Origin of the sequence: Paenibacillus sp. JJ-100, from assembly GCF_948329825.1 — a bacterium.
GTDB lineage: Bacteria > Bacillota > Bacilli > Paenibacillales > Paenibacillaceae > Paenibacillus.
The window spans coordinates 41175-66065 of the sequence record NZ_CAOJCM010000003.1; the positions used below are offsets into that span (position 1 = coordinate 41175).

Consider the following 24891-nt stretch of genomic DNA (forward strand, 5'->3'; position numbering starts at 1 on the left):
AAATAAAAAGTAAAAAAAATTTAACTCTTTTTCAAAAAAAGTGCATACCAAATACCTCTTCGCTTCGTCTATATAAGTAAGAGGTGATACATAGATGAAAATATGGTGGAAACGAGCAGGAATGTTATTCACTTTACTAATTATAATATATTTAGGGGTAAAGCCGGATCTGCTGGTAGGCAAACCGGGAATCAAAGCTGAATCCGCTATCCTGATGGATATGAATTCAGAACAGGTGCTAATGGATTATAACGCTTCCGAAGAGATCGCTCCTGCAGGCGTCAGCAAATTAATGACGGAGTTGCTTGTGATGGAGGCCGCAATGAAAGGGGACATCCGCTGGGATGACCCGGTTAATGTAAGCAAATATGCCAGTTCTGTTGGTGGGAATCAGGCTGCACTCAAACAGGGAGAACAATTCACGGTCCAGGAACTGTTCCAGGCTGTGGTGGTATACTCGGCGAATGATGCAGCAGTTGCATTAGCAGAACATATCAGCGGCTCAGAACTTCAGTTTGCCCAAAAGATGAATGAAAAAGCTGCTGAGATTGGCTTATCTGGGGAATCCCATTTTACTAACTCCACTGGTTTAAGTGAGGCTATGCTTGGTCCACACCGTCCGCAGGAGGTTCGGGGGCAGACCTTGATGACAGCAATGGATGCTTGCAAGCTTGCCGGTTATTTGCTTAATCATCATCCTGAGATTCTTAAAGTCTCCAGCCAAATGCAAGTGTCTATGCATCAAAAAGGCATCTATATGAGTAATACAAACTGGATGTTATCCTCCATTGGTGGCTCGTATGCATATAACGGAAACGATGGATTAAAGACCGGTTACGATGAAAATAGCGGGTATCATTTTGTGGCGACAGCTGAACGGGAGGGTAAGCGCCTGATTTCGGTCGTATTTGGGACAGATACGCGTGAAGCCCAATTCACAGAGACGCGCAAGCTGCTGAATTATGGTTTTTCGAGTGCGAAGATAAACTAAACTTTTTACGTTAAGATGGATGAAGTGATCGCTACCTTCTGGCTAATCATGGTAAAATGAATTATGGATCATTCCATGCAATTCTATATTTTACTTTTAAGGGGGAAAAAATTTGAACTCGATTAGCAAAAAAGTGTATGCACTTACGTTGTCTGTGGCGATGTCCATTGCCCTGATTCAACCGGCTGTTCAGGCAGCCGAAGCTGTCAAACCTACGGCAGCAGTCTCAGAGTCTATTGTTTCCAAGGCAACACAGACACTACAACAGTTGGGATACATAGATACGATTGATGGAGTAAAAGAAGCAGCAACTCCGATAACACGTGCAGAAGCAGCGGTCATCTTGCAACGTGTGCTTGATCTGGATAATCCGGCAACACTCACAGGTTTTGGTGATGTTCCATCGGATGATCCGGCTGCACCGGCCATTTATGCGTTGAAACAGGGCGGATTCATTCAAGGTAATGCAAAAGGCTACGCGCCAGACGCCCCCCTTACACGAGCTCAGATGGCCTCTTTATTTACTCGCGCGTTCGAGCTGAAGGATAATGGGATACAGGTGGTTTACAGTGATGCTGACCAGATTCCAGCCGTACATGCAGATGATGCTGTTCGAATGAAACAACATTTTATTATTGAAGGCAGCGCATTCAACGCTAAACAGGCAGTAACGCATGGTGAGTTCGCGAGTGCACTGTACCTTGCCCTGGGACTTGATGTGAAGAAAGAAGGTCTCACTTCTCTTGAAGACTTCTTCAAACAGCCTGCTCAAGCAGGGTTCCAGATGTCACCGGATGGTAAGCACCTTGCCTACTTGGAACCATGGAATAATCGTATGAACATCGTAGTGACAACGATTGGTGAAGATAAGCCAGTCCGTATTACAAGTGAAACCGATCGTGGTATTGCGGGGTTTACGTGGGCGTCCAATGACAAGCTTCTATATTTTAAGGATGCTGCTGGAGATGAGAACTATCATGTGTACATTACCGATATGGATGGCCAAAACAGCAAAGATCTGACGCCATACCCAAACACTAGGGCAATGGTTATTGATCCTTTGGAGAATATTCCCGATGAAATTATGGTAAGTATGAATAAACGTGATCCGAGGATTTTTGATGTATACCGTATTAACATTAAGACCGGAGAAGCTGTGCTTGCTGCCGAGAACCCTGGCAATATTACAGGTTGGTTAACAGACTATGATGGGAAAATTCGGGTAGCCATATCTACCGATGGTAATGTATCCTCCTTAATGTATCGTGATACCGAGGACCAACCGTTCCAGCCACTGCTTACAACAAAGCTGGGAGAGACATTTGTCCCAGTCATGTTTACAAGTGATAACAAAAACCTGTATGTCGTCTCCAATCTTGAACAAGACAAGATGGCCATTATCGAATACAACCCAGCTACGAAGAAGGTCGTCAAAACTCTTTTTGAAAACAAGGATGTCGATGTCGGCAACATTATTCCTTCCAAAGAAAAAGGAAAAATCCTTGCAGCTGTCTATGAGACAGATAAGGTTAACTATGCGTATTTTGACGATGAGTTCAAGTCATTAATGGACAATATCCAAGCCAAAGTTCCTGGCAAAGAAGTTAGCATTATAAGTACAAGTGATAACGGGCAAGTACTATTCTTATCCTACAGTGACAAATCGATGGGAACATATTATTTCTATGATGCCAAAACAGGCAAGGTGGATAAGCTGGCAGACACAGCTCCATGGATTGACGAGTCTAAAATGGCCGATATGAAACCTATTACGTTCAAATCTCGTGATGGACTGGACCTTCATGGTTATTTGACGCTGCCTAAGGACGCTAAGGCTACTGATCTTCCACTTGTTGTCGTTCCACATGGTGGACCTTGGGCGCGGGACTCATGGGGATATAGCCCGGAAGTTCAGTTCTTGGCTAGTCGCGGGTATGCTGTACTTCAAGTTAATTTCCGGGGATCTGCAGGCTTTGGCAAGGAATTCCTGGAGGCAGGCAATAAACAGTGGGGTAAAGCCATGCAGGATGATCTCACAGATGGTGTAAACTGGCTGGTGAAAGAAGGTACAGTTGATCCAAAACGAGTAGCGATCTTCGGTGGTTCATACGGAGGTTATGCTGCCTTGGCTGGACTTACCTTCACCCCTGACGTGTATGCTGCTGGAATCAGCTATGTTGGTCCATCGAACATCTTTACACTGCTTGACTCACTTCCACCTTACTGGGAATCAGAACGTAACTTGTTCCATGAGCGTGTGGGTGACCCAGTGAAGGATAAAGAGCTGCTTACTGCCATCTCACCTCTATTTCACGTAGATCAGATGAAGGCACCGTTATTTGTTGTTCAGGGTGCCAATGATCCGCGAGTGAAACAGGCAGAGTCTGATCAGATCGTTGAAGCATTGCGCAAACGTGGGGTAGATGTGCCTTATATGCTAAAAATGGATGAGGGCCATGGCTTCGCTAACTTTGAGAATCAACTTGATCTCTACCGTGCCGTTGAGAAATTTTTGAACCGTCATCTGATGCAATAGACACAAGCTGAAGTTGTTCTCTGATTCCCGTGGGGGATTGGAGAACAGCTTTTTTGATGGGAACAACAGACATGATAACTCCAAACAGATTCAAATTTCTCCCTGTCATTACCAGCTCAGGACATATTCATCAATTGACATATAGATACCATTTATTTTAAAATGACCAGTGAGTCAGTACAATTCATTTCGGTTTCTGTACACAATACGATGACGTTCGGTACAAGGGTGAAATGAAGATCAGATTAAGGAGGTAGCTGGGATGCAAAAAGAAATGAAATGGCCTTTAATTCTCTTTGCTGTAGGTGTATTTATGGCCGCACTGGATAACGGTATTATTACATCCTCGCTGACGACGTTAAATGCTTCATTTGGTGTATCACCAACATGGGGAGCATGGACCATCACCCTGTATACGCTTGGGCTTGCCATTAGTGTACCAATCGCAGGCAAGTTATCAGATCGGTATGGCCGCAAAAAATTATTTCTAATTGAAGTTGCCTTATTCGGGATTGGTTCGCTTCTTGTGGCTTTAAGTACCTCGTTTACATTCTTCCTCATCGCCCGGGTCATTCAGGCACTCGGTGGCGGCGGGATATTTATCATTGCTAGCTCATATGTACTTAGTAAATTCCCTGTACAGCGGCAGGGTACAGCTCTTGGTCTTCTGGGGGGCATGAATGGTATTGCTGCGATTCTTGGACCTAACGTCGGTGCATTCATCCTTGATGTTACCGGGAATTGGCACTGGTTATTTCTCATCAATGTACCGATCGCAATTTTGCTGTTTATAGCCGGAATGAAGTTCATCCAAGAAGAACAGGAATTGAATCGTGCGGCTGTTGATTGGAGCGGTATCGCCGTTCTGACACTAGGCGTGCTGGGTCTCATGTACAGCTTCAGTAATCTGGATGGCGTGAATCTAGTTCAGAGTCTGGGTTCACCCATGTTCTACGGATTCTTTTTGGCTGGTGTAACCCTGTTAGTAGTGTTTTATTTCATGGAAAAAAGGTTGGAGGGGTCAGACCGTGAACCGGTCGTTTCCACACAACTGCTCGGCATTGCATCCTTCCGCTGGACACTGCTTATTGCCTTTTTCTCGGGAGCCATTCTGGCCTCTGTCATTTTCATTCCAGGCTTTGTGGAGCAATATCTAGGAGTATCCAGCAGTGCCTCGGGATACTGGTTCACGCCACTTGCTCTGGCTTCAGGCATTGGAGCAGGAGGAGGAGGTTACCTAGTTGACCGCAAAGGTCCGATCTGGACGTTATCTGTGGCTGGTTTGGTCTCTGCAGTGGGCTTCCTGCTGTTCCCACTGTGGGTCGAGCAGATCTGGCAGTTTGTCATTGCGAGTATCCTGGTCGGAGTTGGTTTCGGTATGATGCTGGGTGCGCCGGTTAATGTGCTGGTAACTGAACAGGCGGGAGAGAACAATAAAGGTATTGCGGTAGCGACGAGTTCCCTGTTTCGTCAGATGGCGATGGCCATTGCACCTACAATCTTTGCTGGGTTTTTGGCGCGTTCGTTCTCTAACCTCGGTGTGAACATCCAATCCGGTTTGGCAGAGCGAGGGATCGAGGTGTCGCCTGCCATGCTGGAACAATATGCTTCTGAAGGTGCAGCGGGAGGCGACATTTCCAGTATGATGGCTGGAATATCACGCATTCCAGATGTCAATATACGGGAGGCGTTGCTTCAAGCTGTACATCAAACGACAAATCAAGGTTACAGCGGGCTATTCTGGTCAGCCGTTATATTTAGTGTACTTACGTTGGTCGTGGCTCTTGTTACAGGTCGCCTTCGTCAAAAAGAGAAACAGAATCAGATTCAGGATGGATCTGTGGGTTCAATATAAATCAATAGAATTGAAAGAACAGTGAACCTTTTGTAACCCAGAATGGTGTCGCTGTTCTTTTTTATTTAACCCGATTGTAACTTTTCATAATGGAGGAATGATTACAATAGAACGAGCATAAGGGGCACTTTGTTTTAAATATAGAAAAGTTTGGAGAACTGCGTGTCAGCAGACGTTATCAACGTTTAATGGGTAGTGAAGGATTTCAATTTTGATAGTGAAGAAGGAATCGATGGATGAAAAGCAGAACTAAAGAGAAGAAGAAGAAAAGTCGTAAAGGCCTATATATAACACTTGTATCACTGGTCATATTGATCATCGGCGGTTATATTTTTCGCCAGCAGTTAGCTGTGGCAGCATTTGATTTGTTTCTGGCTGATACGGTTGAAGCACAACTTACGCAATCTTACGTTCCGCAGGAAGGGAATAATACGCCTGATCCGACGGTCTATCGCAAAGAACCATTCTCTGTGCTGCTCCTGGGCTCAGATAAACGTGACTATGAGAATTCCCGCGGACGTTCCGATGCAGTTATCTACGCTGTTGTTCGTCCGAAAGAGTCTCGAGTGCTGCTCGTATCCATCCCGCGTGACACGTATGTGCAGATTGTAGGAAGGGACACAGACAAGGACGGGACAGATGATTATGACAAAGTTGCGCATGCTTATGCCTTTGGCGGGGAGAATATGTCGATCCGTACCGTGGAAAAGTTTCTTGATGCCGACATAGGTTATTACGCAACGATTAATTTTCAGGGGATTAAACAGGTAGTTGATGCCCTCGGGGGGATATCACTACCTATTGATAAGGATATCGTGAACAAAGATCCGAATCATGAGAAGTTCACGATTAAGGGCGGTAAGCCGATCTATGATGGCCAGGAAGCACTTTACTATGTGAGATATCGGGAAGATAGTGACTTTAACCGTACGAATCGACAGCAAATTTTCCTTAATGCTTTTGCAAACAAGATGTTGAATCTGAATCAGATCGCAAAGATACCTGAACTGTTTCAGATCATGGGGGATAATTTTCAAACGGATATGCAACCTACCTTTATTATTGATCTGGCCAAACAGGTGCTGACACAGGAAAAACCGCAGGTTTCAAGCTTCACCATTTTGAGCGAAGGCATGCGCAAAGATGGGGTTTATTATGGTCAAGCTGACAAAGATGATGTTCAATATGCCAAAGAGCTGATTAAGAACTGGATGGATCAATCAACCCCAGCCGGTGAAGTCATGATTCCTGACCGGCAGAAGATGGAATAGTTAACTCCATACAGATGGGTGTCCTACACAACAATCAGCAGTACGACAATGAGCGGCTGCTGTTTTTTTCTTTGTACGAGACTTTTTTGCGTGTAAGGCGCTTATCCTTTTTTGGAACATCCGCTCTTCTATAACGTATAATATAAGTTGAGCGAATCCATTGAAGTAGTAATACACAAGGAGGATATACGAGGGTATGAACATCGCATTTTTTTTGCTGCCCAAACAAGAGGTTACATGTGTGACGTCGGACTCTACGCTAAGGCAAACGCTGGAACGGATGGAATACCACCGGTTTACAGCTGTACCTATTTTGAATAAGGAAGGCAAGTACATTGGAACGGTTACAGAAGGCGATCTGTTATGGTATATGAAAAATTCGGAGGGAAAGATAACATTTGAAAACGCTTCAAAGTTTCTACTCAAAGATGTTCCGTTAAGGCTGGACATGAAGCCCGTATCCATTGATGCCAATATGGAAGACCTGATTAATCTCGCCAAAGTACAAAACTTTGTGCCTGTGGTGGATGATATGGAGCGTTTTATCGGAATTGTTAGACGTAGCCAGATCATCGAATATTGTGAAGGTATTGTTGCCAAGGAGTCTATGAAGGCCAGAAGTTAATTTCTTTTTAAAATGTTAAGTCATTAGGGATAATCACAGCGATTATTACGAATATATATGAAATAAGATGTATGGGGCTCGGATCGTATCTGACATGGAGTTTCAGATCAGTTCCCCGCTGTTTGGGGTAATTTTGTGAGCCCCCTTTTTATGCTATAATCGAGAATAAAGCTTTTTCGGGGGAGAGTGACTTTCGCCAGATGCCTAAAGAACTGGATGTAGCTAAGCGAGCTAAAGTGATTGAATGGCTGAAAACCGAAGTACTTGATCAGGTATCCCGATTATTTAAAGCACTGTGGGAAGGCAGCACGATTCGAATCGGAGATAGTCTTGCCAGTTTAATGATGAGCAGTTACATTTTGGGCCGGCGGCTCGGTATCCCTTTTAAAGATCTGGATGCGCTGCTTATTGAAAAGTTGAAAAAGCACAAACAGGAAGGTCATCAGCTTGAAGACTGGTATCAGGATATTTCCGCACTCGAAGATCATATGCGTAAGAGGTGAATTTGTTGAATTTTAGCTTTAAAACAGCTATATGGAGTGCAGTGTTTTTACTTTTGATACTTTCACTGCTCACTCCTTTATCGGTGCTCTCTATATTTTTTATGATGATTCCAGGAGTTATTTTGTATGCTTCACTACCTGTAACATCATTTGTGTTCCATCTTCTACCCGTTGCTATTATTTTGGTCGTGGTCAACCCGATCTTCTTGTTATTAATGTTGATCTTGATTTTACCAGCGATCGTTATCGGTAATGCGTATAAGAAACAAAAGTCGGCACTCTTTGCCATCATGACAGGTGCTGGGGCATTACTGGCAGAGTATTTGTTATTACTTTTGATCGGCAGTCTAATTTTTCAATTCGATCTGTCCACTTATATTAAAGATATGGTCGAGATCGCTACTGAACCGCTTATCAATTCATCGAGTCAGGTATTATATGATTTTGTGTGGACGCCTGAGATGACGGAAGATGTTGCTAGACAAACTCAGTTAATGATTCCATTTGCTTTGGTTGTGATGTCCATGGTTATGGCATTCATTACGCATGTTATTGCTCGTCCTATATTGAGCGTTATGGGCATCAATGTACCTAAGCTACCACCTGCAAGAGAATGGCAGATGCCTCGTTCATTAATCTGGTATTACTTCTTGGCGCTGATCATTGAAGTGGTCTCCAAACAGAGTGACGGATCATATTGGAAGATGATTGCGATGAACTTGTCACCATTAATTAATCTTGGTTTCATGATTCAAGCCATTGGTTTCTTTTTCTTCCTCTCACATCTGAAAAAGTGGAACCCAGTGCTTCCATTTTTTCTCGGAGCGTTAGTATTCTTTATTAGTCCACTTCGCATTGTCGGAATTATCGACTTGGCGTTCCCGCTCCGTGAGGCAATATCGAAATCAAAACGATAGGGTGATGAGTCATGCCTAAATTTCTAAAGAAACGCTGGCACGGCTATTATACCGTATGGGCGTTCATACTGCTGTTATTGCTCGTGATGTTCGTTACCATCTATAACTGGACGCTCGGTTTGATTAGTCTGATACTGGCTTCAGCGCTGGGAATCGTCATGATCAAGGCAGAGCTCGCATTCCGCCGAGAACTAAATGAATATATTAATGGTCTTACCATTCGTATCAAACGTATGGAAGGTGAGGCCGTTAGTATGCTTCCGTTCGGAATTGTACTTTACAGTGAGGACCGTACGGTAGAGTGGCACAACCGCTTCGTTGCGGAGATGTTTCATGAGAAGACATTAGTTGGCAGTTCACTGCCCAATCTATTTCCTAGTCTCCCTCAACCGAAGGAGAAGGAGAAGAAGGATAAGGATAAAGATAAGGAAGGTTCAAAAGAGCTTTCCCCCAAGGAATTCCATGATGAATTTCAGTTGGATGACCGATATTATGGCGTAATTCATAACCCGCAAGAGCGATATGTATATGTATACGAGATTACAGAACTCGCTGTTCTACGGGATAAATACGAAAATGAGCGTATTGCACTGGGTATTCTTGTGCTGGATAACCTGGACGAGGCTGCTCAAGGCATGGATGATCAGCAGCGCACAGCGTTGATTGCCCGAGTCACCAGTGAGATTACAGCATGGGCTAAGCGGTATGAAGTGTACTTGCGGCGTCTGTCATCCGATCGTTACTTAATGATGCTTAATCATAAGTCGCTGCAAGAATTAGAGCAGAGCCGATTTGTCATTCTGGACGAAGTGCGGGAGATGACGGCCGATTTGAAAGTGCCTATGACGCTGAGTATTGGACTTGCATTTGGATCAGACAGCATCAGTGAAATGGGAGAACTGGCACAATCCAGTCTCGACATGGCACTTGGACGTGGCGGGGATCAGGCGGCTGTAAAGTCCGGCCAACGCTTGTCTTTTTACGGTGGGAAATCCAATGCAGTGGAAAAGCGTACACGTGTCAGAGCGCGAGTAATTGCACATGCATTGCGTGACCTCATGCAGGAGAGTGACCGAGTGATTGTCATGGGGCATAAAATGCCGGATATGGACGCCATCGGTGCATCTATCGGCGTGTGGAAGGCTGCAAGTCTGTACAATGTTGAAGCGCGTATTGTGCTAGACGGGGTTAACCCGGCCATTGAACGGATGATGGATCAAGTGAACAAGGACGAGAAGTTGTCTAAGGCTTTTGTCTCACCAGATCAGGCTACACAGATGATGACAGAGCATACATTATTGGTTGTGGTGGATACACACAAGGCTTCAATGACGATGGAACCTAAGCTGGTCCAATCGGCAACCCGTGTGGTTGTGGTAGATCACCATCGCCGCGGTGAGGAATTTATTAACGATGCCGTACTGATCTATCTGGAGCCATACGCTTCTTCTGCGGCCGAGCTTGTAACCGAGCTTTTACAATATATTCATGAGAAGGTACAGTTTACGCCACTGGAAGCAACTGCACTTCTTGCCGGAATAACTTTGGATACGAAGCATTTTGCCCTGCATACGGGCTCCAGGACGTTTGAAGCAGCGGGCTTCCTTCGTCGCAGTGGTGCTGATACCATTATGGTCCAGAAGCTGATGAAAGAAGATCTGTCAGAATATATTGCTAAGGCAGAAATCATAAAGCATGCTAAAATGGTATATGGGAACATTGCGCTGGCGGTCACGGAACCTGGCAGCAAGATCTCACAGATGATGATCGCCCAGGTGGCGGACACATTGCTGAATATGACCGATGTGGTAGCCTCATTTGTCATTAGTGAGCGTCCGGATGGAGTGATTGGCATCAGTGCAAGATCACTTGGACGCATGAATGTTCAGGTCGTGATGGAACGACTTGGTGGCGGCGGCCATTTAACAAACGCAGCTGTGCAGCTTGAAGGAACGCTGCGAGAAGCGGAGAAACAGCTGATGAACGTACTGGCTGAAATCGAAAAGGAAGAGGGGTTATTCGAATGAAAGTCATTTTTATAAAAGATATGAAGGGTCAAGGTAAGAAAGGGCAAGTGAAGGAAGTATCTGAAGGGTATGCTCAAAACTTTCTTCTGCCACGAGGAATTGTACGTATAGCAACCGAGGGCAACATGAAGACACTGGATAACCAGAATGCTGCGGAAGAAAGACGTAAGCAGGAAGAGAAAGAAGAAGCAGAAGCTCTCGCGAAAAAACTTGAAGCGGAAGTGACAGAGCTTAAAGCAAAATCAGGAGAAGGCGGACGATTGTTCGGCGCAATTACAAGCAAACAAATTGCAGAAGCTTTGTCCAAAAAAGGTCTTAAAGTAGACAAGCGTAAAATCGAGCTTGAGGAGCCGATCCGTACGCTTGGTGTAACGCAAGTAACCGTCAAGGTGCATCCTGAAGTGAAGGCAACCTTGAAGGTACAGGTAACGGAGGAGTAAGATGGGCGGCGAAATGTTATTCGACCGGATTCCCCCACAGAACCTGGAAGCCGAACAGGCTGTGTTGGGTGCGATCCTGTTGCAGGGCGAAGCTCTGATTACAGCGATGGAACGGGTGCAAACCGAGGATTTCTACGATAAGCCCCATCAATTGATTTATGAAGCGATGATTCAGCTGGGTGAGGAAAATCAACCGATTGACCTTGTTACGTTGACTTCACGTCTAAAGGATAAAGGTGAGTTAGAAGACATCGGTGGTGTCAGCTACCTTGCCAAGCTTGCCCATGGTGTGCCTACAGCAGCTAACGTGGATTATTATGCACAGATTATCGAAGAGAAATCGATGCTTCGCCGTCTGATCCGCACAGCAACACAGATCGTAAGCGAAGGATATACGGGCGGAGAAGATGTAGCGGCTATGCTTGGCGAGGCCGAGCGCCGTATTTTGGAGATTTCTAATAGGCGGTCCAGCAGTGGTTTTATTGCCATTCAGGATGTACTCATGGAAGTATTCGATAAAGTCGAGACGCTGCATCAGAACCGTGGAACAACGACCGGAATACCTTCTGGCTTCATCGATCTGGACAAGATGACAGCTGGATTCCAGCGAAGTGACTTGATCATTGTAGCGGCACGTCCATCGGTAGGTAAAACTGCCTTTGCCTTGAATATCGCTCAGAATGTAGGTATTCGGGCACAAGAAACGGTAGCGATCTTCTCTCTGGAGATGTCCGCAGCACAGCTCGTACAACGGATGATCTGTGCGGAGGCCAATCTGGATGCGGGAGTTCTTCGTACAGGAGAATTCAGAGGCGATGAAGACTGGCAGAAGCTGACCATGGGTATCGCTGCTTTGAATGAAGCGAACATCTTCATTGATGATACGCCAGGCATCACGGTAGCTGATATTCGTGCGAAATGCCGTCGTCTCAAAAAGGAGAAAGGTCTGGGCATGATCCTGATTGACTACCTTCAGTTGATTAGTGGACGCGGGAAAGCCGGAGAGAACCGTCAACAAGAGGTATCCGAGATTTCACGTACACTGAAGCAGATTGGCCGGGAACTGGAAGTTCCGGTTATTGCCTTGTCTCAGCTTAGCCGGGGTGTAGAGCAGCGTCAGGACAAACGTCCGATGATGAGTGACTTGCGGGAATCGGGTTCGATTGAGCAAGATGCGGACATCGTAGCGTTTCTGTATCGGGATGATTACTATAACCAGGAAACCGAGAAGAAAAATATTATCGAGATCATCATTGCCAAGCAGCGTAATGGTCCGGTAGGAACGGTAGAGCTGGTCTTCCTGAAAAACTTTAACAAATTCGTCAATTACGAGAGGGCGCATAATGACGCCTTTGCGATGTAGAGGATAGACTGTGATTACTCTGAACAGAGATGCATAGGCTATCCGGTACAACCAGTAATAGGGTAAAGATGCGGTTCAATATCAGGATTCATACCATATATAGCGTGAATGAATAGCAGAAGTAAAAATGCCGGTGAACACAGTCAAGCGAAGAAGACTGAAATCACCGGTTTTTTACTGTGGAATACGGCTATAATTCCGAACATTAAACAAACGATATTTATAAACGTTCGCCATTTCATTTGACTTTAAAAAAAGGGACTGGTACACTAATACTGCTGCGTTAAAGCAGTATAAACCTTCCCTTGAATGTAACGGAAGGGAATCTTTACTGTCCGTTAGCACGCTTCTCAGTCGGTTTATTGCGTATCATGCCTACCGGGATAGAGGACGGACAGACCAATAAAAAGGTGCGCAAGGCACCCACGGAGGTATGTTAACTATGTCAACGGTAGTTGTAGTGGGAACGCAATGGGGAGACGAAGGAAAAGGTAAAATCACGGATTATTTGGCAGAGAGCGCCGACGTAGTGGCTCGTTATCAAGGTGGTAACAATGCGGGTCATACGATTCTGATTGATAACAAAAAATACAAACTAACGATGATTCCATCGGGTATCTTTTACACAGATAAAGCATGTGTGATTGGTAATGGTATGGTGATTAACCCGAAGGCACTTATAGAAGAAATTAATTATATTCATGATAACGGTTTTACAACGAAAAACTTGTCGATCAGTGAGCGCGCGCATATCATTTTACCGTATCACATGGTTCTGGATGCTTTGGAAGAAGAGAGCAAAGGCCCGAACAAAATTGGTACAACAGGCAAAGGGATCGGTCCATGTTACATGGACAAATCTGCTCGGATTGGTATCCGCATGGTGGATCTCATGGATGCAGAAGATTTCGAACTGAAGTTGCGCCACTTAGTCAAAGAAAAAAACCGTGTTATCGAGCAGGTGTATAACGGTACACCGGTTGACGTAGAAGAGATTCTGAAGGATTATCTTGGTTACGCAGAAATTCTTCGTCCTTACGTGAAAGATACTTCTGTTGTACTGAATGATTCCATCGATGATAACAAAAAAGTATTATTCGAAGGTGCACAAGGTGTAATGCTCGACCTTGACCAAGGTACGTATCCATATGTTACTTCATCCAACCCGTCAGCGGGCGGCGTATGTATTGGATCTGGTGTTGGTCCAGCACGCATTCAGCAGGTGATTGGGGTAGCCAAAGCGTATACAACCCGTGTAGGTGACGGTCCATTCCCAACAGAGTTGCATGATGCAGTTGGTGACCAGATTCGTGAGACAGGTCATGAATATGGAACGGTAACAGGACGTCCGCGTCGTGTAGGCTGGTTTGACAGCGTAGTTGTTCGTCATGCTCGTCGTGTAAGTGGGATTACAGGGCTGTCTCTCAACTCTTTGGACGTAATGACAGGTCTGGAAACCGTGAAAATCTGCACAGGTTACAAGTATCGTGGTGAAGTGATTACTCACTATCCTGCTAGCTTGAAGATGCTGGCTGAATGTGAAGCTGTATATGAAGAAATGCCAGGTTGGAGCGAGGACATCACAGGTGCGAAGAAGCTGGAAGATCTTCCAGTCAATACACAGAACTATGTGAAGCGTGTAAGCGAACTGACAGGCATCCCAATTGCAATCTTCTCTGTAGGCCGTAACCGTGAGCAGACGAATCAGGTTCTACCAATCTACGTATAAAATAGACACTGATCTAAAATATTTAAACCTCCAGTTGTTGCTACTGTAGCGCAGCTGGAGGTTTTTTTGTGTCTGGCTTGGATATAATCTCCAGATTTCCGTCAATACTGACTAACAGTATATAAGTTGAACTTTAAAATCTATTGAATTCAGTGAGTACTTAAACGAAAGGAGAGAAACAGGAATGAAGTTACTGGTGTGGTTTGTTAAAATTGTGCTTATCGTGTTGCTGGTCAGTTCACTGACGCTGCTTACGACAGGATTAATCGTACAATCGTATGCCAAGTCATTGCTTGCCAGTTTTAATATACAGTGGGAAGGTCAACCTACCGGCCTGCTGGGTATGTTTCAGGGAGCATTGGGCGGTAAACAGTCGAGTGAGGGAGAGAAGCCTGAGACACCATCTACCGATCAACCAACCGGAACGGAAGAAGAAAAAGCACCGGAGAATGCAATTTCGGTTATGGGCAATGATTCGAATAATGGAAACGCCGAAGCTGATACTGGTAAGGAGGATACACCAGAAGGTGCGGACTCCGGAACAGCCGGTGGTTCTGGTAATGGGACGGTGGATAGCAGTGGAACAGCTGCAGGAGCCGGTACAGCAAGCGGTCAGGGATCGAACAATGATAACACCGAAGCCAATGATGCTGTGATCGTTTCACCAGATGATATTACAGGTGCCAAAAACAAACTGCCCACGGAGGAAAAAGAACGAATCTTCACCCTGTTGATGAACAAGCTACCTCAGAAGGAAATGCAACAAATCTCGGGAGCAATGGAGGGCGGACTAACCGAGCAGGAACTGCGCGAGATTGAACAGGTCATCTCCAAATATCTTACGAACGAAGAATATGAGAATTTAATGGAAGTGTTGCAAGCCGAATAAAAGTCAACAGGCATAAGAACGTATCAGTCATATGATGGGTTTCACAGTTTCTAGAAAAGAGAATCTTAGGTCCTGATCATCGTTCTGATTGTTGGACTTGCCGTTATATTTCCATATCCATATAATTGTAATAAGCATAAGACGGATTAGAATTTATATGCATCCAAAAGACACAAATAGGTATAAGCTGCATTATGAATATATCCGTATGTCTAGGAGGAAAAACAATGAAGATGATCAGCAAAGAGCACGACATATAACAACCTTATAATGTTCTACCATGGTCTCCCCACCATCAGATTCGTGGTCCTCCATTCATGTCGAAATACTAAATCTATACCGAACGAGGGCATGAATACAGATTACGGGAGGTTCTATCTTATGAATAAGAATACATTTAATGCTACGAAACGAGAGTCAACTTTACACTCAAACCAGCTTAATGCTATTAGGGATCGATTTGAGCAAGGGTTGAAGGAAGTAGAGCTACCGTTCCAAGGTTGGGACTTTGGTTATATTACGGATAGTGGACGGGTACAGAGCGATATACTGCCTTGGTCTTACGGTACGATGGCGAAGAAATACATGCATGATGCGAAGCGAATGATGGACATGGGCACGGGAGGGGGAGAATTTCTATCAAGTCTGATTCCTCTTCCTGCATACACCTGTGCAACGGAAGCGTACCCTCCAAACATAGCGATTGCTGAAGATCGATTGCGACCTCTTGGTGTGAAGGTATATCCTATAACAGATGACTCGCAGCTTCCTTTTGCTAATGGGACATTTGATTTAGTTCTCAATCGACATGAGTCATATGATCCACAGGAAGTCAATCGTGTGCTCTCTGACGGAGGAATCTTCCTGACACAACAGGTAGGCTGGTCTGATTGCCGGGAGATTAACGAGCAGTTAGATATCCCTATGCCAACAGAGTATGCAGATTGGGAGCTTGATTTTGCTGTAAATCAACTGCTAGATAATGGGTTTCACATCAAGGAAAAGCATGAAGCTGCACCTGTGCAGCGCTTTTACGATATCGGGGCATTGGTTTATTATTTGAAAACCATTCCTTGGGAAGTGCCGAACTTTACAGTTGATCGTTATCGTGACTCTTTATGGAAGATTCATCTGGAGATCGAGCAGAATGGATTCTGGGAAGCGAAGCAGAAGCGGTTTATCATCATTGCCATGAAGCAATAAAATAGTACATGGAATAGCCGAAAGTAATCGGCGAAGCTAGAGTGTATAAACTTTAGTGCAAGAGTAAACGTTACATTAAAATCCTTCATCAGATTTGATCTGGTGGAGGATTTTTTTTGTATATATACGCAAAATAATTGCAGTTTAGTAGGTATTAGAACCTAGTCTTAAGTTGGCTTAAAATTTACATACTACATCAACAATTGAGGCATAATGGGTCATGGAACACTTGCTCTAAACGATGGATATTTCAGGAAAACCAGACGGGACGCGGCTTTGCGCTGTGACGATAAGAGTTGAAATGACTGTAAAACCTGTGTTAAAGTATACGGGTGCGATTAAAGGTTAAAATTTTGACATTTTTACAAGCATAGCTATAGTCCTGTTTTTACAAAATTTTATAATGATTAAACTAACACGTATAAGACTCACTCTCAGGTGATGTCGGTTAGAAAATGAAGATCAAGAAGTGCTGAAAAGGAGAGAATCATGAAAGGTTTCAGAGGCAAACGCCAACCGGATCAACACCGGGTACACGAACAATCCGGAAAACACCGGAAGGCCGAAGACAAAAACAGCATGAGCATGTCCAACTTCAGTTCAAATAAGAAAAGAATTCTGTCATCGCGTAAATGGATCATGACCACCACATGTGGCATTCTGATTGCCGTATCTATCGGATTCGCAGCTAAACAATATGTAGCCTCAAACACAGTTCCTTATTATAAGGTTATGGTTAAGGGCAATGAAATTGGCACAATTGCACACGAGGCCCAGCTTCAGGAGTTGTTCGCCAAAAAAACAGAAGAATATCAAAACAAATATCCGGATGCGGAGATGGTACTGAACACTGACGGTATCACAACGGAGACGGTAAAGGCATATAAACCAGAAGTGAACAGTGAGGAAACGTTAGACAAGCTAGGTAACATGTTAACCGCTTACGCTAAAGGCGTAGAACTTAAAGTAAACGGTGAAGTCATCGGCATTGTGAAGGATCAGCAAACAGCAGACGCGGTTCTTCAGCAAGTACGGAGCAAATACATACCGGCATCGGCTATGGGAAGCTCATTGAAGACGAAATCAGTATCGGCTAATTCCTCCAAAAAGGACAAAGGGTCAAGTTCAACGTTAAAATCCGTAGACATTAAGGAAGAAGTAACAACGGATACGGTGAAAGCTGATCCGAATAAAATATGGGAAGTGTCCGAGGCGGTTAAAGCTTTAACCGTCGGTAAAGACGCGCCTGTAACTTATGTAGTTCGTGAAGGAGATACGATCTCTTCCATTGCAGCTAAATATGATATTACACAACGTGAGATTCGCCAGAATAACCCAGGCATTAAGGAGACATCTCTTCAGATCGGAGAAGAGTTGACGCTGACGGTACCTAAGCCGGCGATTACGGTTAAATCAGTTGAGCAAGTGGTGGAGCAGATTGAAGTGAAACCTCAGGTCGAGGTGCGTAAAAGCGCTGAGCTGAAGGCTGGTACAACCAAAGTCGTTCGTCCAGGTCAAAGTGGTCTCAAAAACATGCAGTATCGTATCACCAAAGAAAATGGTGAAGTCGTTCGTGAAGAATGGCTGGGCCAGGAAGTCATCAAAACAGCTGTAACTGAAGTGGTACTCAAGGGAACCAAGGTGGTTGGTGAAGGCACAGGGCAATTTGCATGGCCTGTATCTAATGCTACCATGAGCAGCAGTTATGGTCAGCGTTGGGGACGTCAGCACAAAGGTATTGATCTGGTCGGCAACCGGGATGTTAAATCCGCAGACGAAGGTGTAGTTACTTTTGCCGGACAGAAGAGTGGTTATGGGAATGTGATCATTATTAACCATCGCAACGGCTATGAAACACTTTATGGTCACTTGAAAAGCATCAGTGTAGATGTTGGTCAAGTGGTTGAGAAGGGTGATAGCATTGGAGTGATGGGCAATACAGGACGTTCTACAGGAACGCATCTGCACTTTGAGATTTTGAAAAATGGTACAGCAGAAAATCCGATGACATATCTCAATTAATATATAAACACATGGCATCACATGATGATGTGGATATGATAACAAGGTTGGCTCTAGAGCTAGCCTTGTTTTTTGATGTGAAATATTTTAAGGAAACGGCTTCCAGGGGTTAGATCGGGATGTGACTGTGCCCCAGGTATGTTAAACTATAAGTATAGATTCGTTGACAATAGTCAACACACAACACGAAATGGAATATTGACCAATAGATAGATTTTATAGAGATAACGCCGTTGGCGGATTAAGCACGATATAGGGGTGAATTCAGCCGATGCAGGGTAAGATTTTGGTGGTGGATGACGAGCAGCCCATCGCAGACATATTGAAGTTTAATTTGGAAAAAGAGGGTTACGAAGTCATCTGCGCGTTTGATGGTATTCGTGCGGTAGAACTGGCGTTATCCGAAAAACCGGATCTGATGCTCCTGGATCTAATGCTTCCAGGCAAGGATGGAATGGATGTGTGCCGCGAGGTGCGTGCCCATCTGGAGATTCCGATCATAATGCTGACAGCTAAAGACGGGGAGATCGACAAAGTGCTCGGTTTAGAGCTGGGTGCGGATGACTACGTAACCAAACCGTTCAGTACACGAGAGTTGCTTGCACGAGTTAAGGCACAGATGCGTAGACAGCAGAAGCCTGCAACGATTGTAGAAGCACCGGAGGAAGAAGGGAAGCAGGTACTCCGTCTGTTGGATCTGGCTTTTGATATGGACATGTATACGGCATACAAAGGCGGGGAACCGCTTGATCTGACGCATCGGGAATATGAGCTTCTCTATTATATGGCCAAGCATTCAGGCAAAGTTATGACGCGAGAGCATCTGCTTCAGGCTGTATGGGGATACGAATATTTCGGAGATGTGCGTACGGTGGATGTGACGATCCGTAGGCTGCGGGAGAAAATTGAAGAAAATCCGAGTAAGCCAGAAACGATTCTGACTCGCCGGGGGCTTGGCTATCTCGTGCGCAGTGCTAAAAGCGTGGGGATATAATGGGCCGATTCTGGCAATTCTCTTTCTTTCGAACCATACAGGCGAAATTAATTATAATTTACGTACTGTTGATTCTGATTGCGATGCAATTGATCGGCGTTTATTTTGTAAGTGCGATGAAGAATTCACTGACGAGCAACTTTACGGAGGATCTGCAGGCACGGGCAGAGATGCTGTCCGTCCTGGTGGGTGAGACCATGACTGGCGGAGAGGCAGAAGCCGGTGAGGACAAAACAGAGAACCTTCGTGTGCTGGTCAACAATCTGTTCAATATCAACGGTGCCGAGATACAGGTGCTGGATGCCAGTGGCAAAGTGCTTACTACTTCCCTAAGTTCACATTCGGATTATGTCGGGCGTAAAAATACACAAACCGTAGTCAGCCGCGCACTGCAGGGCATTCGGGATAATGAGGAATATATTGTAGACGAGGATAATGTTCGCAAAAAAGTGGTGGCCAAGCCGGTATTGTCCGGCGGCAAAATTGTTGGTGCAGTGTACATCGCTGCTTCCATGAATGAGCTGTACGCCACAATGGAGGGCATTAACAAGATTTTTATCTCCGGTATTCTGATAGCCTTGGTGTTGACGGCTGTACTTGGTGTCATTTTGTCTCATACCATTACTCAGCCGATCAAGGAAGTGACAAGGCGGGCAACAGCTGTTGCAGAAGGAAACTTCGATCAGCAGACACCGGTATTTGGTACAGATGAGATCGGTCAGCTTAGCCGTGCTTTTAACTATATGACGAGCAGGCTACGAGATGCCCTCTCTCAGAATGAAGAAGAGAAAGAGAAGCTGACGTCCATTCTGACCAATATGAGTGATGGGGTGGTAGCCACCGACGAGTATGGCAAAGTCATTCTGGTTAACCGCCGTGCGAGCAGTATTCTTGGTATGCGTTCATCCGATATTGAAGGCAGGCATTTTGCTGCTCTGCTTGGCATTGATCCGGAAGATGCGGAAGCTCTGGCAAGTGGTTTCACTGGCTCAACGCTGCTTCAGATTGCTCCAGCAGGTCAGGAGGAACCGGTGGTCATTCGCATGACGTTCACTCCGGTACATCGGCGTGAATTGGGGATTACCGGTACGATTGCAGTGTTGCAGGATGTAACCGAGCAGGAGGAACTGGAGGCTTCCCGGCGTGAATTCGTAGCGAATGTATCCCATGAGCTGCGTACACCGCTGACAACGATTAAGAGCTATGCGGAAGCGCTGGATGACGGAGCACTGGAAGATCCACAGCTTGCGGGGCGATTCGTGGGTGTTATTCAGAATGAGACGGAGCGCATGATTCGCTTGGTTACCGATCTGTTGCATCTGTCTAGACTGGACTCCAAAGAAGCTCTGCTGCGCAAGCAGCCTATTGATATTACGGAGATGTTGGAAGAAGTGACGGATCGATTCTCCTTCCAGATGAACCAGAAGGATATTCAGTCCGTGCTCTCTGTAGAAAATGATATTCCACCCGTTCCACTGGACCGGGATCAGATTGATCAGGTGTTGGACAATGTAGTATCCAATGCGCTGAAGTATACGCTGGAGGGTGGTACCATTACGATTGCAGCCCGGCGTAGTAACGAGAATACAATAGCCATCTCTGTATCGGACACAGGAATGGGTATTCCACAGCGTGATCTGGATCGGATATTTGAACGTTTCTACCGCGTAGATAAGGCACGTTCCCGTAGCATGGGAGGTACAGGATTGGGCTTGTCCATTGCCCGGGAAATTGTAAAGGCTCATGATGGTAGCATCTCTCTGGAATCTGAGGTGGATGTGGGTACAACAGTTACATTCACCCTGCCAATGCGTGATAAAGGGGGTGAGCACCTTGAAGGAACGGATTAAATCTTTGGTGCTCGCTTCGCTGGTAGCAGCCAGTCTAATTCAAAGTTACTTCCTGATTTATCGTTTGCCAGGTGGTGGTGATTCTATCGTTACCTCGGAAACCAACTATGTGAAGACTGAGAATATGGGTCAGGAGCGTAATATTGAAGAACTAATTTTCCCGGAACAGATGATTATTCATCTGGGACAGGACAAACATACGGTGTTTTACCCTGGAAATACATTCTATGAATTGATCTATTCAAGGCTAAAAGGTCGGACGTTTGAAGATTTCCAGCGTCGTAATGTGCAATCGGTGAACTGGGATCAGATTCGTAAACAGAGCCCCGGCTTTGAGCTTTCTTTTAAGGAAGGCATGCCAGTGACTCTATTACAGCGTGTGATGCGTCTGGGAACAGATTCTCTTTTTCAAGGAGAAACGATCAATCGTATTGCGATATACACGGCCTCAGATGAGACAAAGGTCCATGCGCTGTTTTTCAGTGCCAAGGGCGACGTGGTCTATGAAGCTACTCAGGCAGACTTGACGGTGCAGGATGTGCAGCAGCATGTTGATTTTGGGACAAGCTGGACACCGTACACACTGATGGAAGGCGGATACTATATTCCGGCACAGGCACTGGATACGATTGAGGCGGATGTGCCGACAGGGCAGTTCACGGTGGAGCAGATGCAACGTAGTCTTTTCTTTGACCCGAGCATGACCCGGAATATTCGGGAAAAGGATGGGTCAGAGATCTATACAGACAGCAAACGCAGTCTGCAAGTGAAACAGGATCAGCGCTGGATCAGCTATACGGACCCTGCAGCACCACCTACAGGGCAGAGTGATGCCTCGAAAGATGCGCTGTCTGCGGTTGATTTTGTTAACCAGCATGGTGGCTGGAAAGGGCGCTCGCGCATGATGCTGAGATCGGCTGACAACAAAACACAGCTGCAATTCCAGCAGTATTATGGCAGTTTTCCAATCATGGATTCGATGCAGTTCCGTTTCGGCAGAATCAACGTGGGGATGCAGCAGGAGACGGTATCAAGTTATGAGCGATCCTTGCAATATCTGAATGAAGGTGCAGAGAGCAAGAGATCAATCAAGTTACCTGGCGGAGATCAGTTGAAAAATTTGATCCGAAAAGTAGCGGGTGAGAACCGTAAAGTCGTGGATGTATACCCGGCATATCGTCCATCAGCACTGGAGGATGGGCTTAGGTTGATCCCGGTCTGGGTGATCCGATTCGGCAATGGTGAAGAAACAACGGTGTCTTAGTTGAGTGGAGAAGGCCAAAAAGGTGAAATGCGAGGCTCTAGTATAAAACTGGATTATAAGATATAAACGCCTGGTCAAGCCAGACGAAGCACAGATCATCACACGGACGAGGAGGTGAACGTTCTGGATTGGGGACGGGCCAAAAATGTATTAATTTATGCTTTCCTGCTGCTTAATCTGGTGCTGGGTTATCAGATCTGGATGGATGTGCGGGAGACAGCCGGAGCCAATCTGGACTTCACCTCTCTTGCAGACAATACACAGCAGGCGATGGAAGAGAAGGGCATTCAGGTGCTGGCACCCATTCCGAATGAGACGCCGAAATTACCGAAGTTATCTTACGAGTTTATCGAAGAGAACAAGTCGGGGATTCAGGTGGAGCTGGAAGAGCCCGTAGACAGCAAGCTGATATTCTCACCAAGTGAGCTGGTGGACGCGCTGCAGGCGGAGATTCCGGAAATCGGCAAGTACCGGCTGGATCAGCTGATGGCAGAGGATGGGGCCTTTGTATTTCACCCGCTGGTGGATGGCAAATGGCCACTCTTTAACGTGAGTCTGGAGCTGTTCTACAGCGATCAGAAAATCACGGGTTATCATCAGACTCCTGTGCGGATTACAACCGCCGAGGAGAGTGATCAGCAGGTGCTTCCGGCGCCCAAAGCGCTGGGTACGCTGATCGAAAACTTTTTGCCGAACGATTCAATTGTGAAAGATATTCAGCTGGGCTACTACGGTCAGTTGTTCAATTCAGATATACAAGTAGCGATGCCGGCATGGCGATTCGTGCTGGAAAGTGGCGAAGTGTTGTACGTGCAGGGCATCAGCGGGGATGTATTCAGTCCCAAGTCAGACAAACCAGAGGAGTAATGCGTTATGGGGATATATTTTACGGTGTTATCCAGTGGTTCGACAGGTAATGCCACGGTCATTCAGCATGGGGCGACTTCACTCATGATTGATGCGGGTCTCAGCGCAAAACGGCTGGAGGCATTGTTTCTGGAACGTGAGATTTCGGGGACGGAACTGGACGGGATTTTGGTGACACATGAACATTCAGATCATATTAAAGGACTAGGCGCGATATCTCGGAAATATAATTTACCGATCTATGCAAATACAAATACATGGGCGGCATTAGAAAAATCGGTTGGAGCGATTCCGGAGGAGAACCGTCGGATCTTTGAAACGGGAGAAAAGCATGATTTTGGCTCGCTGCGCGTAGAGTCTTTCGGGATCTCACATGATGCGGCTGAACCGGTAGGTTACACGTTCGATGATGGAAGCGAGAAGCTGTCTGTGGCGACAGACCTCGGTTATATGAGTGACAAGGTTCGTGATGCCATCTCCGATTCAGATGTACTTGTGCTTGAGGCGAATCATGATGTCGAATTGCTGCGTATGGGGCGATATCCGTGGAACACCAAGCGCCGGATTTTGAGCGATATCGGGCATCTGTCGAACGAGGCAGCCGGTGCGGCGCTTAGTGAACTGATGAACGGACGTATCAAGCGTACGTATCTGGCACATCTCAGCCGAGATCATAATATGATGGATTTGGCTAAAATGTCGGTGCGAGATGCGATGGAAAGCCGGGGCTGTTTTTATCGAGATCATGAATTCAAGCTCTGCGATACGTACTACGATCGGCCTACACCATGGGATAGGGTGGGTGAGCCATAAAGCTGTCTAGCTCGGCAGCCTTACGCTCGACTTCCTCGCGTGTCAGGACACCTTTATCAATAAGCAATTCTATGATTGTGCTGAGAGCCAGTGTATTGCGGTAATGTTCTTCTTTGAGATCGGCCAGTTTGGCCGTCATATGCACTTCGTCCATAGCTGTGAGTGTTTTTGTGCGTTCCATTGTGAAATCCTCCTTCTTTCTATGAAGCTTTGAATTGGTCTTTTACTATTATTGTAGTCAGGCTGGCTGGAAAACATTCCTCTTTTTGCCGCTAACATTCTCTGGGCAGGATGTGTATGCTGAAACGGTGGCTGTTTTTTCAGATCATGGAATCAGAAAAGTTCTATGGAATTCAAAGAATAACGCTTAACACATCTCATTTTGTGGTGATAGAGAGTATGGGCTTATATATTTAGGTGCTCTATCATGAAAATTTACGTTTATTTACGTCATTATGCAACTTTTTAGGATCTAAAGTGTTTAGTATATAAGGAGCATTGTGATGTGGCTGTTTTGCGTATGAAATGGAATCTCGCAAAATGCGAGAGTATGATTGATAGAGCACACGGTAATGGAGTGCCATTCCGTTAATTATAACGTTTGATCCCGGCTTGGTTCCGGGAGGTAGCGATGTGCAGGACCATTTTGTGAAAATGCAAAAAAGCATGAGGATACAGGGGAGTTTACCGGGTGTCTTCCATGCAATAAATTGGGGCGGCAGTCAGGGTCTT

Annotated in this window: 20 protein-coding genes; 19 read left to right on the top strand and 1 reads right to left on the bottom strand. The window is 45.6% G+C overall.

Going from position 1 to position 24891, the window contains the following annotated elements; genetic code table 11:
- The first annotated feature begins 94 nt into the window (after window positions 1-94).
- From PQG66_RS13295 to PQG66_RS13385, 19 genes are all read left to right on the top strand, one after another.
- Window positions 95-991 (top strand): D-alanyl-D-alanine carboxypeptidase family protein, encoded by an 897-nt coding sequence (locus PQG66_RS13295; RefSeq protein WP_272038205.1) that lies wholly within the window; start codon window positions 95-97, stop codon window positions 989-991.
- Between the two features lie 112 nt (window positions 992-1103).
- On the top strand, window positions 1104-3527 hold the full coding sequence (locus PQG66_RS13300; RefSeq protein ID WP_272038206.1) for a S9 family peptidase: 2424 nt from the start codon (window positions 1104-1106) through the stop codon (window positions 3525-3527).
- A 262-nt stretch (window positions 3528-3789) separates the two neighbouring features.
- Complete coding sequence (locus PQG66_RS13305) at window positions 3790-5382, top strand: MFS transporter (protein ID WP_272038207.1); 1593 nt, start codon at window positions 3790-3792, stop codon at window positions 5380-5382.
- Between the two features lie 236 nt (window positions 5383-5618).
- Window positions 5619-6653: an LCP family protein gene (locus tag PQG66_RS13310; RefSeq protein ID WP_272038208.1), complete on the top strand. Its 1035-nt coding sequence runs from the start codon at window positions 5619-5621 to the stop codon at window positions 6651-6653.
- 196 nt (window positions 6654-6849) lie between these two features.
- Entirely contained in the window at window positions 6850-7278 is a 429-nt protein-coding gene (locus PQG66_RS13315; protein WP_272038209.1) for a CBS domain-containing protein, read from the top strand.
- 200 nt (window positions 7279-7478) lie between these two features.
- A complete protein-coding gene (locus PQG66_RS13320) occupies window positions 7479-7781 on the top strand; it encodes a MazG-like family protein (protein ID WP_272038210.1) in 303 nt (100 codons plus the stop codon).
- Entirely contained in the window at window positions 7778-8698 is a 921-nt protein-coding gene (locus PQG66_RS13325) for a DUF2232 domain-containing protein (protein ID WP_272038211.1), read from the top strand. The genes PQG66_RS13320 and PQG66_RS13325 overlap by 4 nt, the downstream gene beginning before the upstream one ends.
- Before the next feature lie 11 nt (window positions 8699-8709).
- A complete protein-coding gene (locus tag PQG66_RS13330; protein WP_272038212.1) occupies window positions 8710-10725 on the top strand; it encodes a DHH family phosphoesterase in 2016 nt (671 codons plus the stop codon).
- Window positions 10722-11165, top strand: a complete 444-nt coding sequence (rplI, locus tag PQG66_RS13335) for a 50S ribosomal protein L9 (protein ID WP_272038213.1) — start codon at window positions 10722-10724, stop codon at window positions 11163-11165. The genes PQG66_RS13330 and rplI overlap by 4 nt, the downstream gene beginning before the upstream one ends.
- Window position 11166: 1 nt before the next feature.
- Window positions 11167-12528 carry a replicative DNA helicase gene (dnaB, locus tag PQG66_RS13340; protein ID WP_272038214.1) on the top strand — a complete coding sequence of 454 codons (1362 nt, stop codon included), beginning with the start codon at window positions 11167-11169 and terminating at the stop codon, window positions 12526-12528.
- Between the two features lie 442 nt (window positions 12529-12970).
- Window positions 12971-14257 (top strand): adenylosuccinate synthase, encoded by a 1287-nt coding sequence (locus tag PQG66_RS13345; RefSeq protein ID WP_272038215.1) that lies wholly within the window; start codon window positions 12971-12973, stop codon window positions 14255-14257.
- 184 nt (window positions 14258-14441) lie between these two features.
- Entirely contained in the window at window positions 14442-15146 is a 705-nt protein-coding gene (locus PQG66_RS13350) for a hypothetical protein (protein ID WP_272038216.1), read from the top strand.
- Between the two features lie 447 nt (window positions 15147-15593).
- A complete protein-coding gene (locus tag PQG66_RS13355; protein ID WP_442955105.1) occupies window positions 15594-16349 on the top strand; it encodes a class I SAM-dependent methyltransferase in 756 nt (251 codons plus the stop codon).
- Window positions 16350-16838: 489 nt separating this feature from the next.
- Window positions 16839-18371, top strand: a complete 1533-nt coding sequence (locus PQG66_RS13360; protein ID WP_272038218.1) for a M23 family metallopeptidase — start codon at window positions 16839-16841, stop codon at window positions 18369-18371.
- Between the two features lie 271 nt (window positions 18372-18642).
- Window positions 18643-19365: a response regulator YycF gene (yycF, locus tag PQG66_RS13365; protein WP_272038219.1), complete on the top strand. Its 723-nt coding sequence runs from the start codon at window positions 18643-18645 to the stop codon at window positions 19363-19365.
- Window positions 19365-21215, top strand: a complete 1851-nt coding sequence (gene walK / locus PQG66_RS13370) for a cell wall metabolism sensor histidine kinase WalK (RefSeq protein WP_272038220.1) — start codon at window positions 19365-19367, stop codon at window positions 21213-21215. Before yycF ends, walK begins: the two co-directional genes overlap by 1 nt.
- Window positions 21190-22479, top strand: a complete 1290-nt coding sequence (locus PQG66_RS13375) for a YycH family regulatory protein (protein WP_272038221.1) — start codon at window positions 21190-21192, stop codon at window positions 22477-22479. The genes walK and PQG66_RS13375 overlap by 26 nt, the downstream gene beginning before the upstream one ends.
- A 123-nt stretch (window positions 22480-22602) precedes the next feature.
- Window positions 22603-23346, top strand: coding sequence for a two-component system regulatory protein YycI (yycI, locus tag PQG66_RS13380; protein ID WP_272038708.1), 744 nt, complete (start codon window positions 22603-22605; stop codon window positions 23344-23346).
- 6 nt (window positions 23347-23352) lie between these two features.
- Window positions 23353-24159, top strand: coding sequence for an MBL fold metallo-hydrolase (locus PQG66_RS13385; RefSeq protein ID WP_272038222.1), 807 nt, complete (start codon window positions 23353-23355; stop codon window positions 24157-24159).
- On the opposite strand, the gene PQG66_RS13390 is transcribed toward PQG66_RS13385, so the two are convergent.
- Entirely contained in the window at window positions 24128-24340 is a 213-nt protein-coding gene (locus PQG66_RS13390) for a hypothetical protein (RefSeq protein ID WP_272038223.1), read from the bottom strand. The two genes, PQG66_RS13385 and PQG66_RS13390, sit on opposite strands and share 32 nt — an antisense overlap.
- Between the last annotated feature and the right edge of the window lie 551 nt (window positions 24341-24891).

Coding starts and splice junctions, on each gene's coding strand:
- PQG66_RS13350 (WP_272038216.1), top strand. CDS start 14,442: ATGAAGTTACTGGTGTGGTTTGTTAAAATTGTGCTTATCGTGTTGCTG.
- PQG66_RS13390 (WP_272038223.1), bottom strand. CDS start 24,340: ATGGAACGCACAAAAACACTCACAGCTATGGACGAAGTGCATATGACG.
- PQG66_RS13385 (WP_272038222.1), top strand. CDS start 23,353: ATGGGGATATATTTTACGGTGTTATCCAGTGGTTCGACAGGTAATGCC.
- PQG66_RS13295 (WP_272038205.1), top strand. CDS start 95: ATGAAAATATGGTGGAAACGAGCAGGAATGTTATTCACTTTACTAATT.
- dnaB (WP_272038214.1), top strand. CDS start 11,167: ATGGGCGGCGAAATGTTATTCGACCGGATTCCCCCACAGAACCTGGAA.
- PQG66_RS13345 (WP_272038215.1), top strand. CDS start 12,971: ATGTCAACGGTAGTTGTAGTGGGAACGCAATGGGGAGACGAAGGAAAA.
- PQG66_RS13330 (WP_272038212.1), top strand. CDS start 8,710: ATGCCTAAATTTCTAAAGAAACGCTGGCACGGCTATTATACCGTATGG.
- walK (WP_272038220.1), top strand. CDS start 19,365: ATGGGCCGATTCTGGCAATTCTCTTTCTTTCGAACCATACAGGCGAAA.
- PQG66_RS13305 (WP_272038207.1), top strand. CDS start 3,790: ATGCAAAAAGAAATGAAATGGCCTTTAATTCTCTTTGCTGTAGGTGTA.
- yycF (WP_272038219.1), top strand. CDS start 18,643: ATGCAGGGTAAGATTTTGGTGGTGGATGACGAGCAGCCCATCGCAGAC.
- PQG66_RS13310 (WP_272038208.1), top strand. CDS start 5,619: ATGAAAAGCAGAACTAAAGAGAAGAAGAAGAAAAGTCGTAAAGGCCTA.
- PQG66_RS13315 (WP_272038209.1), top strand. CDS start 6,850: ATGAACATCGCATTTTTTTTGCTGCCCAAACAAGAGGTTACATGTGTG.
- PQG66_RS13360 (WP_272038218.1), top strand. CDS start 16,839: ATGAAAGGTTTCAGAGGCAAACGCCAACCGGATCAACACCGGGTACAC.
- rplI (WP_272038213.1), top strand. CDS start 10,722: ATGAAAGTCATTTTTATAAAAGATATGAAGGGTCAAGGTAAGAAAGGG.
- PQG66_RS13320 (WP_272038210.1), top strand. CDS start 7,479: ATGCCTAAAGAACTGGATGTAGCTAAGCGAGCTAAAGTGATTGAATGG.